The organism is Lysobacterales bacterium (genome assembly GCA_014946745.1).
GTDB lineage: Bacteria > Pseudomonadota > Gammaproteobacteria > Xanthomonadales > Xanthomonadaceae > Aquimonas.
This window is the reverse complement of sequence record JADCRD010000003.1, coordinates 421,794-439,541: the sequence shown is the minus strand read 5'-3', so window position 1 is coordinate 439,541 and position 17,748 is coordinate 421,794. Positions and strand designations below refer to the sequence as shown.

Annotated in this window: 16 protein-coding genes and 1 tRNA gene; 9 read left to right on the top strand and 8 right to left on the bottom strand. The window is 68.2% G+C overall.

The window, feature by feature from the left end; all coding sequences use genetic code 11:
• Nucleotides 1-136 precede the first annotated feature (136 nt).
• Nucleotides 137-811: a 7-cyano-7-deazaguanine synthase QueC gene (gene queC, locus H4O13_17615; GenBank protein ID MBE5317215.1), complete on the top strand. Its 675-nt coding sequence runs from the start codon at nucleotides 137-139 to the stop codon at nucleotides 809-811.
• 144 nt (nucleotides 812-955) lie between these two features.
• Nucleotides 956-1,030: transfer RNA gene (locus H4O13_17610), tRNA-Lys, on the top strand.
• Between the two features lie 191 nt (nucleotides 1,031-1,221).
• On the opposite strand, the gene H4O13_17605 is transcribed toward H4O13_17610, so the two are convergent.
• The gene (locus H4O13_17605) at nucleotides 1,222-1,734 is read right to left on the bottom strand and encodes a peptidylprolyl isomerase (protein MBE5317214.1); all 513 of its coding nucleotides are present in this window, start codon (nucleotides 1,732-1,734) and stop codon (nucleotides 1,222-1,224) included.
• 278 nt (nucleotides 1,735-2,012) lie between these two features.
• Here H4O13_17605 and typA point away from each other — a divergent pair, with 278 nt between their 5' ends.
• Nucleotides 2,013-3,857 (top strand): translational GTPase TypA, encoded by a 1,845-nt coding sequence (gene typA / locus H4O13_17600; GenBank protein ID MBE5317213.1) that lies wholly within the window; start codon nucleotides 2,013-2,015, stop codon nucleotides 3,855-3,857.
• A gap of 100 nt (nucleotides 3,858-3,957) precedes the next feature.
• Here the strand turns inward: typA and H4O13_17595 are convergent, their stop codons facing one another.
• The gene (locus H4O13_17595) at nucleotides 3,958-4,365 is read right to left on the bottom strand and encodes a winged helix-turn-helix transcriptional regulator (protein MBE5317212.1); all 408 of its coding nucleotides are present in this window, start codon (nucleotides 4,363-4,365) and stop codon (nucleotides 3,958-3,960) included.
• 30 nt (nucleotides 4,366-4,395) lie between these two features.
• Between H4O13_17595 and H4O13_17590 the strand changes: the two genes are divergently transcribed.
• Nucleotides 4,396-5,886, top strand: a complete 1,491-nt coding sequence (locus H4O13_17590) for an NADP-dependent isocitrate dehydrogenase (GenBank protein ID MBE5317211.1) — start codon at nucleotides 4,396-4,398, stop codon at nucleotides 5,884-5,886.
• Nucleotides 5,887-5,907: 21 nt separating this feature from the next.
• Here H4O13_17590 and H4O13_17585 read toward each other — a convergent pair whose 3' ends face one another.
• The 3 genes from H4O13_17585 to H4O13_17575 all read right to left on the bottom strand — a co-directional run bounded on the left by H4O13_17585 (nucleotide 5,908) and on the right by H4O13_17575 (nucleotide 9,582).
• Nucleotides 5,908-6,996, bottom strand: a complete 1,089-nt coding sequence (locus tag H4O13_17585) for a TraB/GumN family protein (GenBank protein MBE5317210.1) — start codon at nucleotides 6,994-6,996, stop codon at nucleotides 5,908-5,910.
• An 87-nt stretch (nucleotides 6,997-7,083) separates the two neighbouring features.
• Nucleotides 7,084-8,181, bottom strand: coding sequence for a TraB/GumN family protein (locus tag H4O13_17580; GenBank protein MBE5317209.1), 1,098 nt, complete (start codon nucleotides 8,179-8,181; stop codon nucleotides 7,084-7,086).
• Nucleotides 8,182-8,307: 126 nt separating this feature from the next.
• Nucleotides 8,308-9,582 carry a GTP-binding protein gene (locus H4O13_17575; protein ID MBE5317208.1) on the bottom strand — a complete coding sequence of 425 codons (1,275 nt, stop codon included), beginning with the start codon at nucleotides 9,580-9,582 and terminating at the stop codon, nucleotides 8,308-8,310.
• Nucleotides 9,583-9,639: 57 nt separating this feature from the next.
• Here H4O13_17575 and H4O13_17570 point away from each other — a divergent pair, with 57 nt between their 5' ends.
• The 4 genes from H4O13_17570 to H4O13_17555 all read left to right on the top strand — a co-directional run bounded on the left by H4O13_17570 (nucleotide 9,640) and on the right by H4O13_17555 (nucleotide 13,500).
• Nucleotides 9,640-9,861 (top strand): hypothetical protein, encoded by a 222-nt coding sequence (locus H4O13_17570; protein ID MBE5317207.1) that lies wholly within the window; start codon nucleotides 9,640-9,642, stop codon nucleotides 9,859-9,861.
• Between the two features lie 186 nt (nucleotides 9,862-10,047).
• On the top strand, nucleotides 10,048-11,430 hold the full coding sequence (locus H4O13_17565) for a leucyl aminopeptidase family protein (GenBank protein ID MBE5317206.1): 1,383 nt from the start codon (nucleotides 10,048-10,050) through the stop codon (nucleotides 11,428-11,430).
• 103 nt (nucleotides 11,431-11,533) lie between these two features.
• A complete protein-coding gene (locus tag H4O13_17560; GenBank protein MBE5317205.1) occupies nucleotides 11,534-12,802 on the top strand; it encodes an efflux RND transporter periplasmic adaptor subunit in 1,269 nt (422 codons plus the stop codon).
• A gap of 17 nt (nucleotides 12,803-12,819) precedes the next feature.
• Complete coding sequence (locus H4O13_17555) at nucleotides 12,820-13,500, top strand: ABC transporter ATP-binding protein (protein ID MBE5317204.1); 681 nt, start codon at nucleotides 12,820-12,822, stop codon at nucleotides 13,498-13,500.
• A gap of 14 nt (nucleotides 13,501-13,514) precedes the next feature.
• Here H4O13_17555 and mpl read toward each other — a convergent pair whose 3' ends face one another.
• From mpl to H4O13_17540, 3 genes are all read right to left on the bottom strand, one after another.
• A complete protein-coding gene (mpl, locus tag H4O13_17550) occupies nucleotides 13,515-14,873 on the bottom strand; it encodes a UDP-N-acetylmuramate:L-alanyl-gamma-D-glutamyl-meso-diaminopimelate ligase (GenBank protein MBE5317203.1) in 1,359 nt (452 codons plus the stop codon).
• The gene (locus tag H4O13_17545) at nucleotides 14,870-15,406 is read right to left on the bottom strand and encodes a hypothetical protein (GenBank protein ID MBE5317202.1); all 537 of its coding nucleotides are present in this window, start codon (nucleotides 15,404-15,406) and stop codon (nucleotides 14,870-14,872) included. The genes mpl and H4O13_17545 overlap by 4 nt, the downstream gene beginning before the upstream one ends.
• A gap of 88 nt (nucleotides 15,407-15,494) precedes the next feature.
• Nucleotides 15,495-16,076 carry an adenylate kinase gene (locus H4O13_17540; protein MBE5317201.1) on the bottom strand — a complete coding sequence of 194 codons (582 nt, stop codon included), beginning with the start codon at nucleotides 16,074-16,076 and terminating at the stop codon, nucleotides 15,495-15,497.
• A gap of 153 nt (nucleotides 16,077-16,229) precedes the next feature.
• Between H4O13_17540 and H4O13_17535 the strand changes: the two genes are divergently transcribed.
• Entirely contained in the window at nucleotides 16,230-17,492 is a 1,263-nt protein-coding gene (locus H4O13_17535; protein MBE5317200.1) for a 6-phosphofructokinase, read from the top strand.
• Nucleotides 17,493-17,748 lie beyond the last annotated feature (256 nt).

The window sequence follows — 17,748 nt, the reverse complement described above, 5'->3', positions numbered from 1 at the left end:
CCTCCCTCGCGACCGCACGCAACGACATCGAGCAGTACTCGGCACCGCTGGGCGTCAACACTTGCCCACGGCAATGGCTGCGCCATTCCTTGATTTTCCGATCTGCGATCGCCCCGATGACAGGAGCTGAACGTCCATGAATCCAGCACGAGCCGTAGTGCTCCTCTCCGGCGGCATGGACTCCGCCACCGTGCTGGCCATCGCCCGCGCCGCGGGCCATGAGGTCTACGCACTGAGCGTGGCTTATGGCCAACGCCACACGTCCGAGCTGGCCGCAGCCGCGAAACTGGCGAAGTCGCTGGGCGCCGTCGCGCACAAGGTCGTCAACATCGACCTGCGCAGCATCGGCGGATCGGCGCTGACGGATGACATCGAGGTGCCGGAACACGGCGGCGAGGGCATCCCGATCACCTATGTGCCGGCGCGCAACACCATCATGCTGAGCGCGGCGCTCGGCTGGGCCGAGGTGCTGGGCGCGCAGGACATTTTCTGCGGGGTCAATGCGGTGGACTACTCCGGTTATCCCGATTGCCGCCCGGAATTCATCGCTGCCTTCGAGCGCCTGGGCAATCTGGCCACCAAGGCCGGCGTGGAGGGCCGACGCCTGCGCGTGCATGCGCCGCTGATCGACCTGAGCAAGGCCGACATCGTCCGCCGCGGGATCGAGCTTGGCGTGGACTTCAGTGAGACCGTGTCCTGCTACCGCGCCGACGCCGAAGGCCGTGCCTGCGGTCACTGCGACGCCTGCCGGCTGCGTGCGGCCGGCTTCGAGGCCGCAGGCGTCGCCGATCCCACGCGCTACCTTGGATGAATGGCGGGCCGACGGCGCTCGGCGCAAACTTGTGCCCGCGTCGCCCCCTGACTACACTGCGCGGCCCTTCGCCGGCCTTGCCGCGCAGGATTGACGCCAGGGCGCACGCCCAGGCCGTCTTCGTGTTCTGAACTGGGAATCCCCGGGTCGTTAGCTCAGTGGTAGAGCTGCGGACTTTTAATCCGTAGGTCGAAGGTTCGAATCCTTCACGACCCACCATTCCCCGCCCCTCTGGTGCCGCGCCTTCCGGCGCGTCCGTCGCCCGGTTTGATGGACTCTCTCTAGGCCGCGCGGCTAGCTGCAGCGCGAAAGCCGGTTCGCCGCGCATTTCCGGGACTCATATGCAGCGAAGCCCCGGGGCACTGCGCGACCCGGGGCTTCGCCTGTGGCACCAGAAGCGCTCGCGCAGCTCAGGGGCGACGGGCGTCCAGGATGGCATTCCACTCGGCCACGCGCTTGGCCTGCGCGGCCAACACCGCCGCAGCATGGCCCTCGATACTCACGCTCTCGATGCGGTCGCCGCCAGCAATGGCATCCACCACCTTCTGATCGGCGGCATCGATCACCTTGCCGAACACGGTGTGCTTGCCGTCCAGCCAGCCGCAGGGCACGTGGGTGATGAAGAACTGGCTGCCGTTGGTGCCGGGGCCGGCATTGGCCATCGACAGCACCCCGCGCTCGTGGCGCAGGCTCGGCGTGCACTCGTCCTCGAAGCGGTAGCCGGGGCCGCCGCGACCGCTGCCCTCCGGGCAGCCGCCCTGGATCATGAAGTCAGCAATCACCCGGTGGAAGCTCAGGCCGTTGTAGAACCCGCGCTGCACGAGGTTCACGAAATTGGCGACGGTGACCGGGCAGGCCTCGGCGTGCAGCTTCACGCGGATGGGGCCTTTGGCGGTGGCGAAGTGGGCGATGAGCTCGGACATGGGGACCTCCCGATGAATGACAGCCCGCAAGGATAAGCCATCCCGCCCCGCTGCAACTGGCTTGTCAGGCGCGGGCCGGTATAATGCCGCGCCGCGTCAAGCGCCAGTGATGACTGGCCGCGGGCGGCAGGTCACATGCGTCTTCCGAGCGCGCGTTGTCCCCCCTAACCGCTTGCCCTGGCCGAGTGCCAGCCGCAGCGTGTGCGCGAGACCTGCCCGAACACTTCTTTCCATCCGCGATCCGCGACGCTTGCGTGGCTCGCTCTAGGCCGTGCCCCATGATCCAGAACCTGCGCAACATCGCCATCGTCGCTCACGTCGACCACGGCAAGACCACCCTCGTCGACCAGCTGCTCAAGCAGTCCGGCACCTTCGGCGAGCGCGAGAAAGTCGCCGAGCGCGTGATGGACTCGAACGATCTGGAGAAGGAGCGCGGCATCACCATCCTCTCCAAGAACACGGCGATCCGCTGGACTTCGCCGGCCGGCGAGGAGTACCGCATCAACATCGTCGACACCCCGGGCCATGCCGACTTCGGCGGCGAGGTCGAGCGCGTGCTGTCGATGGTGGACTCGGTGCTGATCCTGGTCGACGCCATGGACGGGCCCATGCCGCAGACTCGCTTCGTCACCCAGAAGGCGTTTGCGATGGGCTTCAGGCCGATCGTGGTGATCAACAAGGTCGACCGCCCCGGTGCGCGCCCGGACTGGGTGCTGAACCAGACCTTCGATCTGTTCGACCGCCTCGGTGCGACCGACGAGCAGCTTGATTTCCCGGTGGTCTATGCCTCCGGTTTGAACGGCTACGCTGGCCTGACGGAAGACGTACGCGGCGGCGACATGACCCCGCTGTTCGAGGCCATCATCAAGCACGTGGCGCCGCCGCCGGTCAACATGGACGGGCCGTTCCAGATGCGCATCACCAGCCTCGACTACAACAGCTACGTCGGCATCATCGGCGTCGGCCGCGTCCAGCGCGGCAAGATCCGCACCAACATGCCGGTCACCGTGATCGACCGCGACGGCAAACCCCGCAACGGCAAGGTGCTGCAGGTGCTGGGCTTCCACGGCCTGCAGCGGCACGAAGTCAAAGAGGCACAGGCCGGCGACATCATCGCCATTTCGGGCATCGAAGGCCTTGGCATCTCCGAGACCGTCTGCGAGCAGGGCAACGCCGAGCAGCTGCCGGTGCTGACCGTTGATGAGCCGACCATCAGCATGACCTTCCAGGTCAACGACTCGCCGTTTGCTGGCGTGAAAGAGCGCTCCGGCGGCAAGTTCCTGACCAGCCGCCAGCTGCGCGACCGTCTGATCCGCGAGACCCAGCACAACGTCGCGCTGAAAGTCGAGGACACCGAGGACGCGGACAAATTCAAGGTCAGCGGCCGCGGCGAGCTGCACCTGTCGATCCTGATCGAAACCATGCGCCGCGAGGGCTACGAGCTGGCGGTGTCGCGCCCGGAAGTGATCCTGAAGGACGTCGACGGCCAGATCATGGAGCCGATCGAAAGCCTGGTGGTCGACCTCGAAGAGCAGTACCAGGGCGGCGTGATGTCGCGTCTGGGCGAGCGCAAGGCGCTGCTGCAGAACATGGAGCCCGACGGCAAGGGCCGCGTGCGCATGGACTTCATGATCCCGGCGCGCGGGCTGATCGGCTTCCAGACCGAATTCCGCACGATTACCGCCGGCACCGGCCTGCTGTTCCATGTGTTCGACCACTACGGCCCCAAGGCCGAAGGCACCATCGGTCAGCGCCAGAACGGCGTGCTGATCTCGAACGGCACCGGGCCGTCGCCGGCCTACGCGCAGATCGCGATGCAGGAGCGCGGTCGTCTGTTCCTGGACCCGGGTGAAGAGATCTACGAAGGTCAGATCGTCGGCATCCACTCGAAGGACAACGACCTCACCGTCAATGCCCTGCGCGGCAAGCAGCTGACCAACTTCCGCGCCTCCGGCAAGGACCACGACGAAGGCCTGATCCCGCCGATCAAGTTCTCGCTGGAGCAGGCGTTGGAGTTCATCGACGACGACGAGCTGGTCGAGATCACCCCGGTGGCGATCCGCCTGCGCAAGAAGCACCGCACCGAGAACGAGCGCAAGCAGGCCTCGCGTCGCGGCGACTGATCGCTGGCCTCAGATTTGACAGCAGAAGGCCCCGCCGTGCGGGGCCTTCTGCGTTTGCGGCCTTCGATCCAGCACACCGCGCGTGGCTATCCGGGAAGAGCTATCGGCGCAAGATCAGATCCAGCAGCTCGCCGATCCGGCAGTGCTGCTCCAGCGGATGCCGCAGCGAAGCGTCGAGGTTCAGCGCGTAGCGGTTCCGCCGGCCCTCGCGCTCGCGACTCAACACGCCGCCCTGCTCCAGCTCCTCGACGATGCGGATCACGCCGCGCTCGGTGATGCCGACCCGTTGGGCGATATCGCGCAGGGTGAGGTCAGGTTCGGCAGCCAGCGCGACCAGCACGTGGGTGTGATTGCTGAGGAACGTCCAGCCTGGGCCGGCAGTCACATCGCTCGCGTTCTTCTGCGGCGCGGGCGCCGGCCTCTTGGCCGGTTTGCCCGCCGGCTTGGACAGGGTTTTCCGAACGCCTTTCGACGCGGCCTTCACGGATTTCACTGCAGCCTTTTTCATGAACTGTATTTCATGTATTGGAGTGCCGAAATGTCTGCCCTGCCCCGCTTCGACCGCGCCATCGCCGCCACGCCCGCCACCGCCCCACTCACCGTCGCCGTCGCCGAGGGCGACGGCATCGGCCCCGAGATCATGGCCGCCACGCTGGAGGTACTGCGCGCGCTCGATCCTTCGCTCAACTTCCAGCCGCTCACCGTCGGCCTCGAGGCCTATCGCGCCGGTCACGCTTCCGGGCTCGGGCCCGAGGTGTTCGAAGCCATCGACCAGCACCGCGTGCTGCTCAAAGGCCCGATCACCACGCCCCAGGGCGGCGGCTACAAGAGCGTCAACGTGACCTTGCGCAAGACGCTGGGACTCTACGCCAACGTTCGGCCCTGTGTGTCTTACGCGCCCTATGTGCGCAGCCTGCAGCCGGGAATGGACGTGGTCATCGTGCGCGAGAACGAGGAAGACACCTACGCCGGCATCGAGCACCGCCAGACCGACGAGGTCGTGCAGTGCCTGAAGCTGATCACCCGCCCGGGCTGCGAGCGCATCGTCCGTCACGCCTTCGAGTACGCCCGCAGCAATGGCCGCCGCAGCGTCACCTGCATGACCAAGGACAACATCATGAAGCTCACCGACGGCCTGTTCCATCAGGTCTTCGATGAGATCGCCGCCGAGTACCCCGACATCCGCAGCCAGCACCAGATCATCGATATCGGCACCGCGCGCATGGCCAGCCGGCCGCAGGACTACGACGTGGTGGTGACGCCCAACCTGTACGGCGACATCCTCTCCGACGTCGCTGCCGAAGTCGCCGGCTCGATCGGGCTGGCGCCTTCGGCCAACCTCGGCCTGCGTGCGGCGATGTTTGAGGCCGTGCATGGCTCCGCCCCGGATATCGCCGGCAAGGACATCGCCAACCCGTCCGGTCTGATGCTGGCCGCAGTGATGCTGCTGCAGCACGTCGGCCGCAGCCGCGGCGCCGAGATCCTGCACAACGCCTGGCTGCGCACGCTGGAGGACGGCGTGCATACCGCCGATCTGTGGCAGGAGGGCCTGAGCCGCGAGCGCGTCGGAACCCGCGCCTTCGGTCGCGCGGTGATTGCGCGGCTTGGCCTCGAACCGGTGCTACTCGCACCTGTGCGCTATCCCGAGTCGACCCCGCGCAGCGAGGCTCGCGCGCCTGTCGTCAAAGCTGCCGCGCCGGCTGTGCAGAAAGCCTTCGACGGCGTCGATGTGTTCCTGCACTGGAACGAGGCGGGTCGCTCGGCCAGTCGCCTTGCCGAGCAGGCGCAGACCGCGGCCGGCGCTTTCAAGCTCAGCCTGATCACCAACCGCGGCGTGCGCGTATGGCCGCAAGGCCATCCCGACACCTGGTGCAGCGACCACTGGCGGCTGCGCTTCCGCGGCGAGGATGCGCGGGCGATCCCCGCCCTGCTCACGCGGCTGCTGGAGGCCGGCTTGGAACCGGTCAAGACCGAGAACCTGTACCGCTTCGGCGAGCAGCGTGGCTACTCGGTCGCGCAAGGCGAGTGAGCGCAGCGCGCGGGTCGGCGGTCAGTGCGGCGTCGCGGCGTCTACCGGGGGCTGCGACGCCGATTGCGGCTGCGGCTGCGTGGCTTCGCCCGGCTCACGCACCACATAGCCGCGCTCTCGCAAACCCTGGATGAGCCCGCTTTCGGGGTCGAGAAGCGTGCCGATCGACAGCACCGCCACGCTGGAGCGATGTTCGCCCAAAGCCTTCTCGGCCGTCGCGAGCCAAGCATCGCGCAAGCGCTCCTGCACATCGGCAATGCGGTTCTCTTCGCCAACGCTGGCCGACAGGAAGGCATCCTGGCAGGCGCGGTTCTGATCGCTGAAGGGCAGAGCGCGCAGCGACTCCAGATCACCCACCGCCCAGGCTTCGGCACGTTCGCGCATGGCGTCGATATCGCTTTCCAAGCGATCGAGCGTGCGCTCGAAGCACTCGAGATCATCGAGCGGGCTCTGCGCGAAGCTGCGGATTGTCTCCCTGGGATCGACGATCTTGACGTCGACCCGCGGCGTCTCAACCGTCAGATCGAGCTTCTTGGCCGATTTCGACACGGCTCGCCAGACCGGCCCGGAGCCAGTCATACCGGCGTCTTCGATCGCCTCCTCCCAGAGCTTGATCGCCGCAAACAGCGGCCGCCACGTTTCGACCTTGCGACCGCGGCCAAGATAGCGCTGCTTGAGCGGCTGCCAGCGTGCGTACAGCTCCGGCCCCACCACCTCCTCCAACCTCCGCTCGTCCGGGTTGCGGCGTGCCCGCAGCAGGCTCGGCAGAAGGGTCAAGGCGCGAAAACGGCCGATGTTGGAACCCAAGGCCACGCTTGGCGGCGCGATCAGCAGGCTGGACTCGGCCAGGCGCGCGTCGACGTCGTCAGCGATCCACTCGAAACGGCGCGGCAGTGGCGATTGCGTGCCGAGAATCCACAGCACATTCTCGCCGTGGCGCACTTCCCACAGGCCGGGTCCCGTGACGCGGGCGACGACTTCAACCGTCTCCATCGTCATCGCATCGGCCGCGGGCGCCTCGGTGGACTCGGCCTGCACGGCGACAGGCCTCAGGGCTAGAAACAGGACCCCCAACAGCAGCGTGCGGGAAACGGCGATGGGGCTTGGCATGCAGTACGCTCGCGTCAGTGAAGGCGGCGCACTCTACGTCCAGCGCGTCGTATCGCGTGTTAGCGCCCCGCTAAGCGCGGCGACGAATCAGCGGAAGGTTGCCGAAAGTTCAGCCGACGCCGCTTCGTCCACTGCGTCGCCAGCGTCGGGCTCCACCACCTCGATGCCGCGCGCGCGCAGAGCCTCGAACATGCCGAGCTCAGGGTCGAGCAGCAGGGCAATGTCCAGAACGGCGACGCTGCTGCGGTGCTCTGCCAGGGCCGACTCAACCGATTCGATCCACAGCGCGCGCAGCCGTTGAGGGATCTCGTCGAGTCCGCGGTCTTCGGCAAACTGGGCCTTGAGGAAAGCATCACGGCAGGCCTGTGCCTGATCACGAAACGGCAGCGTGCGAAGCGCAGCGACATCGCCGACCGCCCAGGCCTCGGCGCGCTCGGCCATGTCTACAAGGTCGGACTCAAGCCGATCGAGCGTGCGTTCGAAGCAGTCGAGATCATCCAGCGTGTTGTCGGCGAAGCTGCGGATCAGCTCGCGCGGACGACCCGCCTCGATCACCAGTTCGGGCCGCGCGATCTCGATGCGTTGCCGCCGCGCCTTGCGTTCGACCGCGTCCCAGACCTGACGGCGATAGCTCAGGCCCACGTCTTCCATGGCTTCGCTATAGAGCTCGAGCGCGGCGATCAGCGGCCGCCACTTCTCGGTGCCGCGCTTGCGCGGAAAGTACTTCTGCTTGAGCGCCAGCCAGCGCTCATGCTGCTCGGGCGGCACGCGCTCGGCCAAGGTCAGGCCTTCCGGATCGCGGCGCGCGCGGATCAGGCTGGGCAGCAGAAACACCGCGTTGAAGCGGTTGACGCCCTTCAGATCGAAGCCCGGCGGCGCGATCAGCAGGCTAGCCTCGGCCAGCCGTGCATCCAGCTCGGGCGACTCCCAGCGGAAACGCTTGGGCAGGGGCGACTGCACGCCAAGCACCCAGACCACACGGCCGTCCCGACGCAGAGCCCAGAGGCCGGGTCCGGTGACTTCGGCAATGACCTCGACCGCTTCGAGTTCGAGCGCGTGCTCGGTGCCCGGGGCGATCGCGGTCGACCGCGCGGAATCGGCTGCGGCCGCTCCGCTGCCGCAGCTCAGCAGCAAAACGGCCAGCGCAGAGCGAAGTGTGGCAACCAGGCAAAGACGGAGAGGCATTGGGTCAGCCTAGACCGCGAGCGTGACTGTTTGGCGTGAAGCGTAGAGGTTCGGTTGGAACGGCCTGCGCACGCCGTGCTGGCTGACGCTGCGCCGGGGGTCCAAAGCGCGATGCTGGAGTTTGGCCTAGCGCTGCCAGCGCGGAAACGGATCGGGGAAGTCGGCCCAAGCGCGCGGTCCCAGGGCCATTTCCCGCTGGGTCAGCAGGCAGGCGTCGAGATCCTCGCGCACGGCCTGTTCATCGAGACCAATGCCAATGATGGCGAGCTCCTGTCGGCGATCGCCCCACTCGCGATCCCACAACCGCAGCATGGCGGCGTGTTCGTTCGGATCGCGCACGTCGTCCGCGCTCGGCGCGGGTGCGCTGTGCTTGGCGCCGGCCTGCAGGGGCGTATCGACGAGGCCCGCATCCACCCGATCGCGGGCCGCGAACCAGAAGCCGGCCGCCTGGTGTTGGGTCGCGGCGCCCACCGTGCTCAGCTCACCCACCCAGTCCATGCGCGAGGCCAGCCAGAAGAATCCCTTGCTGCGGATCACCCCACCCAGGCCCTGCGTGATCAGCCGATGGAAGCGCTGCGGATGGAAGGGCCGGCGTGCGCGGTAGACGAAGCTGGTGATGCCGTATTGCTCGGTTTCCGGCGTGTGTTCGCCGCGCAGCTCTTTCATCCAGCCCGGCGCCAGCTGGGCGCGGATGAAATCGAAGCGGCCAGTGCCCAGCACCTTGTCGAGTGCGACCTGCGAGCGCTCGGTGGCAATGATCTCGGCGTCGCGATTGAGTGCGCGCACGACCTGCTCGACTTCGCGCAGGCCCGCTGCCCCTGCGCGGTCGGCTTTGTTCAGCAGGATCACATCGGCGAACTCGACCTGATCGGCCAGCAGGTTCACCAGGCCGCGCTCGTCATCCGGCCCGGCGATCTCGCCGCGCTCGCGCAGACGCTCGCTGGAGCAGAAATCGCGCACGAAAGTCTCGGCATCGACCACGGTCACCATCGTGTCGAGCCGCGCCACGTCGGCCAGCGAGAAGCCCTCCTCGTCGCGCACTGCGAACGTCGCGGCCACCGGCATGGGCTCACCGATGCCGGTGGATTCGATGAGCAGGTGATCGAAGCGCTGCTCGGCAGCGATCCGGCGCACCTCGTCGCGCAAGTCGTCGCGCAGGGTGCAGCAGATGCAGCCGTTGCTGAACTCGACCAGGGTTTCCTCGGTGCGCGACAGCTCGGCGCCACCGTCGCGGACCAGCTGCGCGTCAATGTTGACTTCGCTCATGTCATTGACGATCACCGCCACGCGCTTGCCCTCGCGGTTGCGCAGCACGTGGTTCAACAGGGTCGTTTTGCCGGCGCCGAGAAAGCCGGACAAGACGGTGACGGGAAGTCGAGGATCCGCGGCGATGCTTGTCATGCAGGGCGCTCAAAGTTGTTATAACGTTGCGATTCTAACTCCAATCGAGCGTCTCCGATGATCCCCAACACCTACGAGGAATGGCGGCACTGCATCCAGGACATCTGCCGGATTCCCCTCACCCTGGCCTTCGTCGAAGAGCGTCTGCAGGCGCTCGGCGACCGCCAGCAGCACGGCACGGCGCAGTTCCTGAGGCACTACGGACCGGCCCACCTCAATCGCGTGCAGACCTGGTTTGCCGAGGCGGGTCGACGCCTGCAGGCCGGGCAGTCGGCCTGAAGCAAGGGCGGAGACTCTGGCGTCGCTGCGCGCCTTGGAGGGCGTCGCCGCGCGGCGGCCGAACGAGCCCCGCGCCGCCCGGGCAAGCGTGAGCGTCTCGCCGCGAGCACAGGTCACACGCTGCAAGGGCAAGCCGCTCCCATGTCGCCTGCTAGCATTGCGCACTTCCCTCTCGCGGACGTCTGCATGAACGGTTTTGCCTCTGCGGCCGAGGCCGCCCACGCCTGCCCCCTGATCCTCTGCACCGAGGCGAGCCTGGATGCCGTGCTCGATACGCTCGGCGACGCCGCTCGGCGCTGGGCGCAGGCGCAGGGCTTCCGCGGACTGCCCGGGACCCAGCTCACGCTGCCCGAGGCCAACGGCGGGCTGGCTGGGGTGCTCGTGGGGGCGGTTCGCACCGACGACGCTTGGGCGCTGGCGGGCCTGCCGCTGACTCTGCCGGAAGGCACCTATGCCTTGGACGCGCGCGGACTGCAGATCGAGCGCGGCGCCGCCGTGATCGGCTGGGGCCTGGGCGCCTACCAGTTCAGCCGCTACCGCAAGCCGGCGCGCAGCGCCGCGCGTCTGGCCGTTGATCTAGAAGACCCGGCCCTGGCCGAAGCGGCGGCCGTGCTGCGCGCCAGCCTGTTGACCCGTGACCTGATCAACACGCCCACCGAGCACATGGGCCCGGAGCAGCTGGAGCAGGCCGCACGCACCCTGGCGCAGGCGCAGGGCGCGCAGTTCACCAGCATCGTCGGCGAAGCCCTGCTCAGCGAGCGCTTCCCGGCCATCCATGCGGTCGGCCGCGCCAGCCACCGCGCGCCGCGCCTGATCGAACTGAACTGGGGCAACCCCAGCCATCCGCGGCTGGCCATCGTTGGCAAGGGCGTCTGCTTTGACACCGGCGGCCTCGACATGAAGCCCGCCGACGGCATGCGCAACATGAAGAAAGATATGGGCGGTGCCGCGCACGCGCTGGCGCTGGCCCAGCTGGTGATGGCGCAGCAGCTGCCGGTGCGGCTGCAGCTGTTGATTCCCGCGGTGGAAAACGCAGTGGGCGCCGATGCCTATCGGCCGGGCGAGGTGATCGCGACGCGCGCGGGTCTGTCGGTGGAGATCGACAACACCGACGCCGAGGGCCGGGTGATCCTCTGCGATGCCCTCACCTACGCGGGCGAGACCAAGCCCGACCTCATCATGGACTTCGCCACCCTCACCGGCGCTGCGCGCATCGCGCTCGGGCCCGACCTGCCCGCTCTGTTCGCCAACCGCGACGATATCGCCAACGATTACCTCGCGGCCGGTGAGGCGCAGAACGATCCGCTCTGGCGCATGCCGCTGTGGCGGCCCTACATGAGCTACCTGAAGTCCGGCATCGCCGACTTCGCGAATGCCGGGCCCTCGCGCATGGCCGGCTGCATCACCGCCGCGCTCTACCTCGACCGCTTCGTCGCCGCCGAGCAGGCCTGGACCCACGTCGACGTCTACAGCTGGAACGACAGCGATCGCCCCGGCCGCCCGGCGGGCGGCGAAGCGCAGGGCCTGCGCGCCGCCTGGGCTTTCCTGGAACAGCGCTACCGGCGTTGAACACATCGGCTTGGCAGCGCTCGGCGCAGCCTGCGCGCCGCCCCCCGGATGCGCCAGACTGCCGGCTGCGACACCACACCTCTTGCCCGAACGGACCCGCCCCATGAGCCAGGACGCCCAACGCTCCGATGCCCTGCTGGAAGCCCTGCGCATTCCGCGCGGCGCCGGGGGCCGCGCCGCGCGCAAGCGGCGAGTTCCGATCTGGCTGCCGGTGCTCATCGTGCTCGCGATCGGCTTTTTCGCCCTGCGCGCGATGCGTCCGATCGAGGTCGAGACCGGCAGCGCGCGCAGCGCCGCCGAAGCCGGACCGACCTCGCTGCTGGACGCTTCGGGCTTCGTCACCGCGCGACGCATTGCCACGGTTTCGTCGAAAGTGACCGGCCGCGTGCTGGAGGTGCTGATCGAGGAAGGTCAGCGCGTGACTGAAGGCGAACTCATGGCCCGGCTCGACCCGGTCGACGCCGCCGCGCAGCTGGAGCTGGCCCGCGCGCAGCTGGCCTCCAGCCAGTCGCAGCTCGCCGAAGCGCGCTCGCTGCTGGCGCTGGCCGAAAGCTCCCTGAAGCGCCAACAGGAGCTGGCCGACCGCAAGCTCACGTCGGACGCCGCGCTGGAACAGGCGCAGAGCGATCGCGATGCCCGCGCCGCTCGTCTCGGCTCGCTGCAGCGTGCGGCCGAAGTCGCCGCCGAGCAGGTCGCGGTGGCGGAGTTGAATCTCGCCAATACCGAAGTGCGCGCGCCGTTCAGCGGCGTCATCATCGCCAAAGCCGCGCAGCCCGGTGAAATGGTGTCGCCGCTCTCGGCCGGCGGCGGCTTCACCCGCACCGGCATCGGCACCGTGGTCGACATGGACTCGCTGGAGGTCAACGTCGACGTCAACGAGGCCTACATCGGCCGCGTGCAGCCCGGCATGCCGGTCGATGCCGTGTTGAACGCCTACCCCGACTGGAAGATCCCCGGCAGCGTCATCGCCATCGTGCCGGCGGCTGACCGCAGCAAGGCCACGGTCAAGGTGCGCATCGCCCTGGACAGCCGCGACCCGCGCATCGTGCCCGACATGGGCGTGCGGGTGAGCTTCCTCGAAGCCCGCCCCGATCCGAACGCGGCTCCGCCCAGCGGTGCCCTCGTGCCCGAGCGCGCCGTAGTGCTCGCAACACCTGAAGAGGGTGCCGAAGGCGCCAGCGCTAGCGATCGCGGCCACGTTTTCGTGCTGGCCGAGGACGACAGCGTGCGTCGCGTTGAGCTGCAGCTGGGCGACACCGCCAACGGTGAGCGTCGCGTGCTGACGGGCTTGCAGGGTGGCGAGACCGTGGTGCTATCGCCGCCGGACACGCTGCAGGACGGCGTCCGGGTGGCCCGCAAAACGAGCCGCTGACGCCCGTGGCCGCCTCCATCCCGCTGGTCGAGATTCGCGAGCTCACCAAGGCCTATGTGCGCGGCAGCCAGCGCGTGGAAGTGCTGCACGGCATCCACCTGGACATCGCTGAGGGCGATTTCGTTGCCCTGATGGGCCCTTCGGGCTCCGGCAAGACCACCCTGCTCAACCTCATCGGCGGCATCGACTCGCCGACCTCGGGTGTGCTCAAGGTGGGCGGCGAGCGCATCGAGGAGTACAGCGCGGACGAGCTGGCCGCCTGGCGTGCCAGCACGGTCGGCTTCATCTTCCAGAGCTACAACCTGATGCCGGTACTGTCGGCCCAGAAAAACGTCGAACTGCCGCTGCTGCTGACCGATTTCGGCGCCAGCGAACGCGCCAAGCGCGCGCGCATCGCGCTGCAGCTGGTCGGTTTGTCCGACCGCGGCGGGCACAAGCCGAACGAGCTTTCCGGCGGCCAGCAGCAGCGCGTGGCGATCGCTCGCGCCCTGGTCTCGGACCCGCGCCTGTTGATCTGCGACGAACCCACCGGCGACCTCGACCGCAAGACCGCCGACGAGGTGCTGCGCCTGTTGCAGCGGCTGAACAGCGAATTCGGCAAGACCATCATCATGGTCACCCACGACCCCAAGGCCGCCGAGTACGCTCGCCGCACCGTGCATCTGGACAAGGGCACGCTGGTCAGCGGCAGCGAATAGTCCGCCCGCTCGCTTCAGCCCTGCAGCCGCTCCACCATCCGCCGCGGCGCGCCCTCGAAGCCGCCGTTCGACATGAACACCACATGGTCGCCCGGCTGCGCGAGTGCGGCGAGCCGGTCGAGCAGGGCATCGACCGTCGGCACCGTATGGCCTTCGCCGCGCAGGGCGCCGACCACGGCGGCCGCATCCCAGGCGAGCTCCGGCCGGTGCAGGAAGACCACGGCGTCGGCGTCAGTGAGCGACGGCGCGATTTCGGCCGCATGTGCGCCCAGGCGCATGGAGTTGCTGCGCGGTTCGATCGCGACCAGGATGCGCGCCGCACCGACCTGGGCGCGCAGGCCGGCAAGGGTGGTGCGGATCGCCGTCGGATGGTGGGCGAAGTCGTCGTAGACGCTGATGCCGTGCGGGCTGCCGAGCTTCTGCAGGCGGCGCTTCACGGAAACGAAACCCGCGAGCTTGGGCAGCAGCGGGCGCACGTCGAGTCCGTAAGCGTCGACGGCAGCCAGCGCGGCCAGCGCGTTCATCACGTTGTGCCGGCCGAGCAGGTCCCAGTGCACTTCACCGATCACCGCGCCGCCCTGCACCACCTCGAAGGCGCTGCCCTCGGGCTTCAAGAGGCGCGCCTGCCAGTCGGCCGCGACGTCAATGCCGAAGCGCGTCACCGGCGTCCAGCAGCCCATCGCCAGCACCTCGGCGAGTGCCGCGTCCTCGGCGTTGACGATCAGCCGGCCGCGCCCGGGCACGGTGCGCACCAGGTGGTGGAACTGGCGCTGGATCGCGGCCAGGTCGGGAAAGATGTCGGCGTGGTCGTACTCGAGGTTGTTGAGGATCGCGATCTCGGGCCGGTAGTGGACGAACTTCGAGCGCTTGTCGAAGAAGGCGGTGTCGTATTCGTCGGCCTCGACCACGAAGGCCGGGCTCCCGCCGATGCGCGCGGACACGCCGAAGTTCTCTGGCACGCCGCCGATCAGGAAGCCTGGTTCGGCGCCGGCGCAGTCGAGCAGGTAGGCCAGCAGCGAGCTGGTGGTGGTCTTGCCGTGGGTGCCGGCCACCGCCAGCACGCGGCGGCCGCGCAGCACGCGCTCGGCCAGCCACTGCGCGCCGGAGCGGTAGTCGCGGCCGGCGTCGAGCACCGCTTCCACCGCCGGGTTGCCGCGCGAGAGCGCATTGCCGACCACCACCTGGTCGACGTCGGCGCCGATATGTTCGGGCCGGTAACCGCTGGCGAGCGCAATGCCGAGCGCTTCGAGCTGGGTGCTCATCGGCGGATAGACGTTCTGGTCCGAACCTTCGACGGCATGGCCGAGTTCGCGCGCCAGCGCGGCGACGCCGCCCATGAAGGTGCCGCAGATGCCGAGGATGTGCAGTTTCATTCGGAGGCTCCGGCGAGTCGCCCCAGCACGGCGATCTCGGCGAGGAACAGGGTGAGGCTGGTGGCGATCGCCAGCGGCGGCGCGACATCGAGAGCGTGCCGCCAGAGGTGCGCATCGACCGCGAGCTTCCATGCCGTCAGGATCAGTGCGGCCCAGAACGCGAGCGTCTGCAGCGCGGTAACGCCCTCACTCTGCACCCGTGCCGGATCGATGCTGTCGAGCACCAGCATCGCCGGTAGCGAGGCCAGGCCGATCACCAGGCTGGCGCCCACGAAGCCGAGCGCGGTTTGCACGAAGCGCTCGCGGCGCCCGCGCAGCATCAGCAGCACGTGGATCGGCAGCAGCAGGAAGCCGAGCACCAGCGGCAGTTGCCCAGCGCCCGCGCCGCTGTCCAGCCACACATGCTGGACGAACAGCTGCAGCAGCACCCATGCCGCGAGCAAGCGCAGCAGAAGTCGGGCATCGAAGGGCAGGTCCTGCGGCCCGCAGCGCAGCAGAACCAGGGCAAGCAGACGCGCGAGGAAGGAGTTCACGCTGACGTGCTCGTCGTCCAAGGCAGCACCCCGGCGCGGGGCGCGACGGGGCTGTCGGCCATTCGCCCGGGCCTCGGGCCGGAGGCGATCAGGCTTCGTCGGCCGTGGCGCTGCGAATGGCGCCGAGGATGCGATCGGAGACCTCCTCCATCGCGCCGACGCCATACACGCAGACCAGGCGGCCGCGCTCGCGGTAGTAGTCGATGACCGGCGCGGTCTGGTCCGAATACACGCGCAGGCGATTGGTCACCGCCTCGGGGGTGTCATCGGCGCGGCCCTCGGCCTGGGCGCGACCAGCGATGCGCTGGACCAGCAGCTCGGTGCTGACATCGAGCTGCACCGCCACGTCGACCGGCAGGTTCAAACGGTGCAGCAGGGCGTCCAGCGCGCTGGCCTGGGCCAGATTGCGCGGATAGCCATCGAGAATGAAGCCGCGGGCGATGTCAGGCTTGCTGAAGCGCTCTTCCAGCATGCCGAGGACGATCTCGTCGGAGACCAGCTCGCCGCGCTCCATCACCGCCTTGGCCTGCAGGCCCAGCGGCGTACCGGCAGCCACGGCAGCGCGCAGCAGGTCGCCCGTGGAGATGTGCGGCACGCTCAGTTGTTCTTTGAGCCGCGTGGCCTGTGTGCCCTTGCCTGAGCCGGGCGCACCGAGAAGTACGAGTCGCATGGGAGATCCGGAAGTGGTGGAAAGCTTGGGCGCGGCGTCGGCGGGGCGGCTAGACTTGCGAGCCCTACAGGCCCCGGTTCGCGCGGTCGCCGGCAACGTAACCGCTGCCCCGGGTAGAGTCAATTCAACACTTTGGTCGGAGCCCTCACCCGCATGAGCCAGGGAAAACTGCTGTACGCACAGTCCGGTGGCGTGACGTCAGTCATCAATGCCACCGCCGCTGCCGTGATCGAAACCGCGCGCAAGCACAAGGTCAAGGTGCTGGCTGCCAAGAACGGCATCATCGGCGCGCTGCGCGAGGACCTGATCGACACCAGCAAGGAATCCGCGGCCGCCCTGCGCGACCTCGCCCACACCCCCGGCGGCGCCTTTGGCAGCTGCCGCTTCAAGCTCAAGGGGCTGGAGGAAAACCGCGCGCAGTACGAGCGCCTGATCGACGTGTTCCGCGCGCACGACATCCGCTATTTCCTCTACAACGGCGGCAATGACAGCGCGGACACCGCGCACAAGCTGTCGCAGATCGCCAAGACCTTCGACTACCCGATGACCTGCATCGGCGTGCCGAAGACCGTCGACAACGACCTCGCCGTCACCGACTGCTGCCCGGGCTTCGGCTCGGTGGCCAAGTACACGGCGGTGTCGGTGATGGAAGCCAGCCTCGACGTGATCTCGATGGCCGAGAGCTCGACCAAGGTTTTCGTGATGGAGGTGATGGGCCGCCACGCCGGCTGGATCGCCGCCGCCGCCGGGCTTGCCCAGCGCGAGGAGAACGATCCGCCGCAGATCATCCTGTTCCCGGAAATCGCCTTCGACGAAGCCAAGTTCCTGGCCAAGGTGAAGGCCACGGTCGAGAAGATCGGATACTGCACGGTCGTCGTCAGCGAGGGCCTGAGCCATCCGGACGGCCGCTTCGTTGCGGAAGCCGGCGGCAAGGACGCGTTCGGCCACAGCCAGCTCGGCGGTGTCGGCCCGACCATCGCCGCCCTGGTCAAGGACAAGCTCGGCTACAAGTACCACTGGGCGGTGCCCGACTACCTGCAGCGCTCGGCGCGTCACCTGGCGTCCAAGACCGACTGGGAACAGGCCCAGGCCGTGGGCCGCGCCGCGGTCGAGTACGCGCTGGCCGGCAAGAACGCGGTGATGCCGGTCATCAAGCGCCTCAGCGATGCGCCCTATCGATGGAAGATCGAGCCGGCGCCGCTGTCCAAGGTCGCCAACCACGAGAAGAAGATGCCGAAGGGCTACATCCGCCGCGACGGCTACGGCATCACCGAGGCCTGCCGGAAGTACTTGGCCCCGCTCATCCAGGGCGAGGCCTTTCCGCCCTTCGGCAAGGACGGCCTGCCGCGCTATGTCACCCTGAAGAACGTGCGGGTGCCGAAGAAGCTGCCGGCGTATTCGATTGCTGATAAGTAGCTGGGATTCGGGATTCGGGATTCGGGATTCGCAAGAGCGTCGCTGGATTCGAAGGCGCGCTCTGCCCTGACCAGGTCACCGGGTTTTGCTCGACGGGCTGCCTTGCGCAGCCCGTCGTTGTTTGGGGCCTGTCGAATCGGAGTCCCGCGCCGCTCATGACGGCAAGCTGCGAGGTATTCGGCGGCCCCGTCCCCCTGCTGCTTCGAGTCCCGAATCCCCTCCCGGCCCTCGCGCTGGGCGCTCGGGCGTTCGGGCA

Excerpts from the sequence above, each read along its gene's own strand:
- queC (MBE5317215.1), top strand. The coding sequence starts at position 137 with ATGAATCCAGCACGAGCCGTAGTGCTCCTCTCCGGCGGCATGGACTCC.
- H4O13_17605 (MBE5317214.1), bottom strand. The coding sequence starts at position 1,734 with ATGTCCGAGCTCATCGCCCACTTCGCCACCGCCAAAGGCCCCATCCGC.
- typA (MBE5317213.1), top strand. The coding sequence starts at position 2,013 with ATGATCCAGAACCTGCGCAACATCGCCATCGTCGCTCACGTCGACCAC.
- H4O13_17595 (MBE5317212.1), bottom strand. The coding sequence starts at position 4,365 with ATGAAAAAGGCTGCAGTGAAATCCGTGAAGGCCGCGTCGAAAGGCGTT.
- H4O13_17590 (MBE5317211.1), top strand. The coding sequence starts at position 4,396 with ATGTCTGCCCTGCCCCGCTTCGACCGCGCCATCGCCGCCACGCCCGCC.
- H4O13_17585 (MBE5317210.1), bottom strand. The coding sequence starts at position 6,996 with ATGCCAAGCCCCATCGCCGTTTCCCGCACGCTGCTGTTGGGGGTCCTG.
- H4O13_17580 (MBE5317209.1), bottom strand. The coding sequence starts at position 8,181 with ATGCCTCTCCGTCTTTGCCTGGTTGCCACACTTCGCTCTGCGCTGGCC.
- H4O13_17575 (MBE5317208.1), bottom strand. The coding sequence starts at position 9,582 with ATGACAAGCATCGCCGCGGATCCTCGACTTCCCGTCACCGTCTTGTCC.
- H4O13_17570 (MBE5317207.1), top strand. The coding sequence starts at position 9,640 with ATGATCCCCAACACCTACGAGGAATGGCGGCACTGCATCCAGGACATC.
- H4O13_17565 (MBE5317206.1), top strand. The coding sequence starts at position 10,048 with ATGAACGGTTTTGCCTCTGCGGCCGAGGCCGCCCACGCCTGCCCCCTG.
- H4O13_17560 (MBE5317205.1), top strand. The coding sequence starts at position 11,534 with ATGAGCCAGGACGCCCAACGCTCCGATGCCCTGCTGGAAGCCCTGCGC.
- mpl (MBE5317203.1), bottom strand. The coding sequence starts at position 14,873 with ATGAAACTGCACATCCTCGGCATCTGCGGCACCTTCATGGGCGGCGTC.
- H4O13_17540 (MBE5317201.1), bottom strand. The coding sequence starts at position 16,076 with ATGCGACTCGTACTTCTCGGTGCGCCCGGCTCAGGCAAGGGCACACAG.
- H4O13_17535 (MBE5317200.1), top strand. The coding sequence starts at position 16,230 with ATGAGCCAGGGAAAACTGCTGTACGCACAGTCCGGTGGCGTGACGTCA.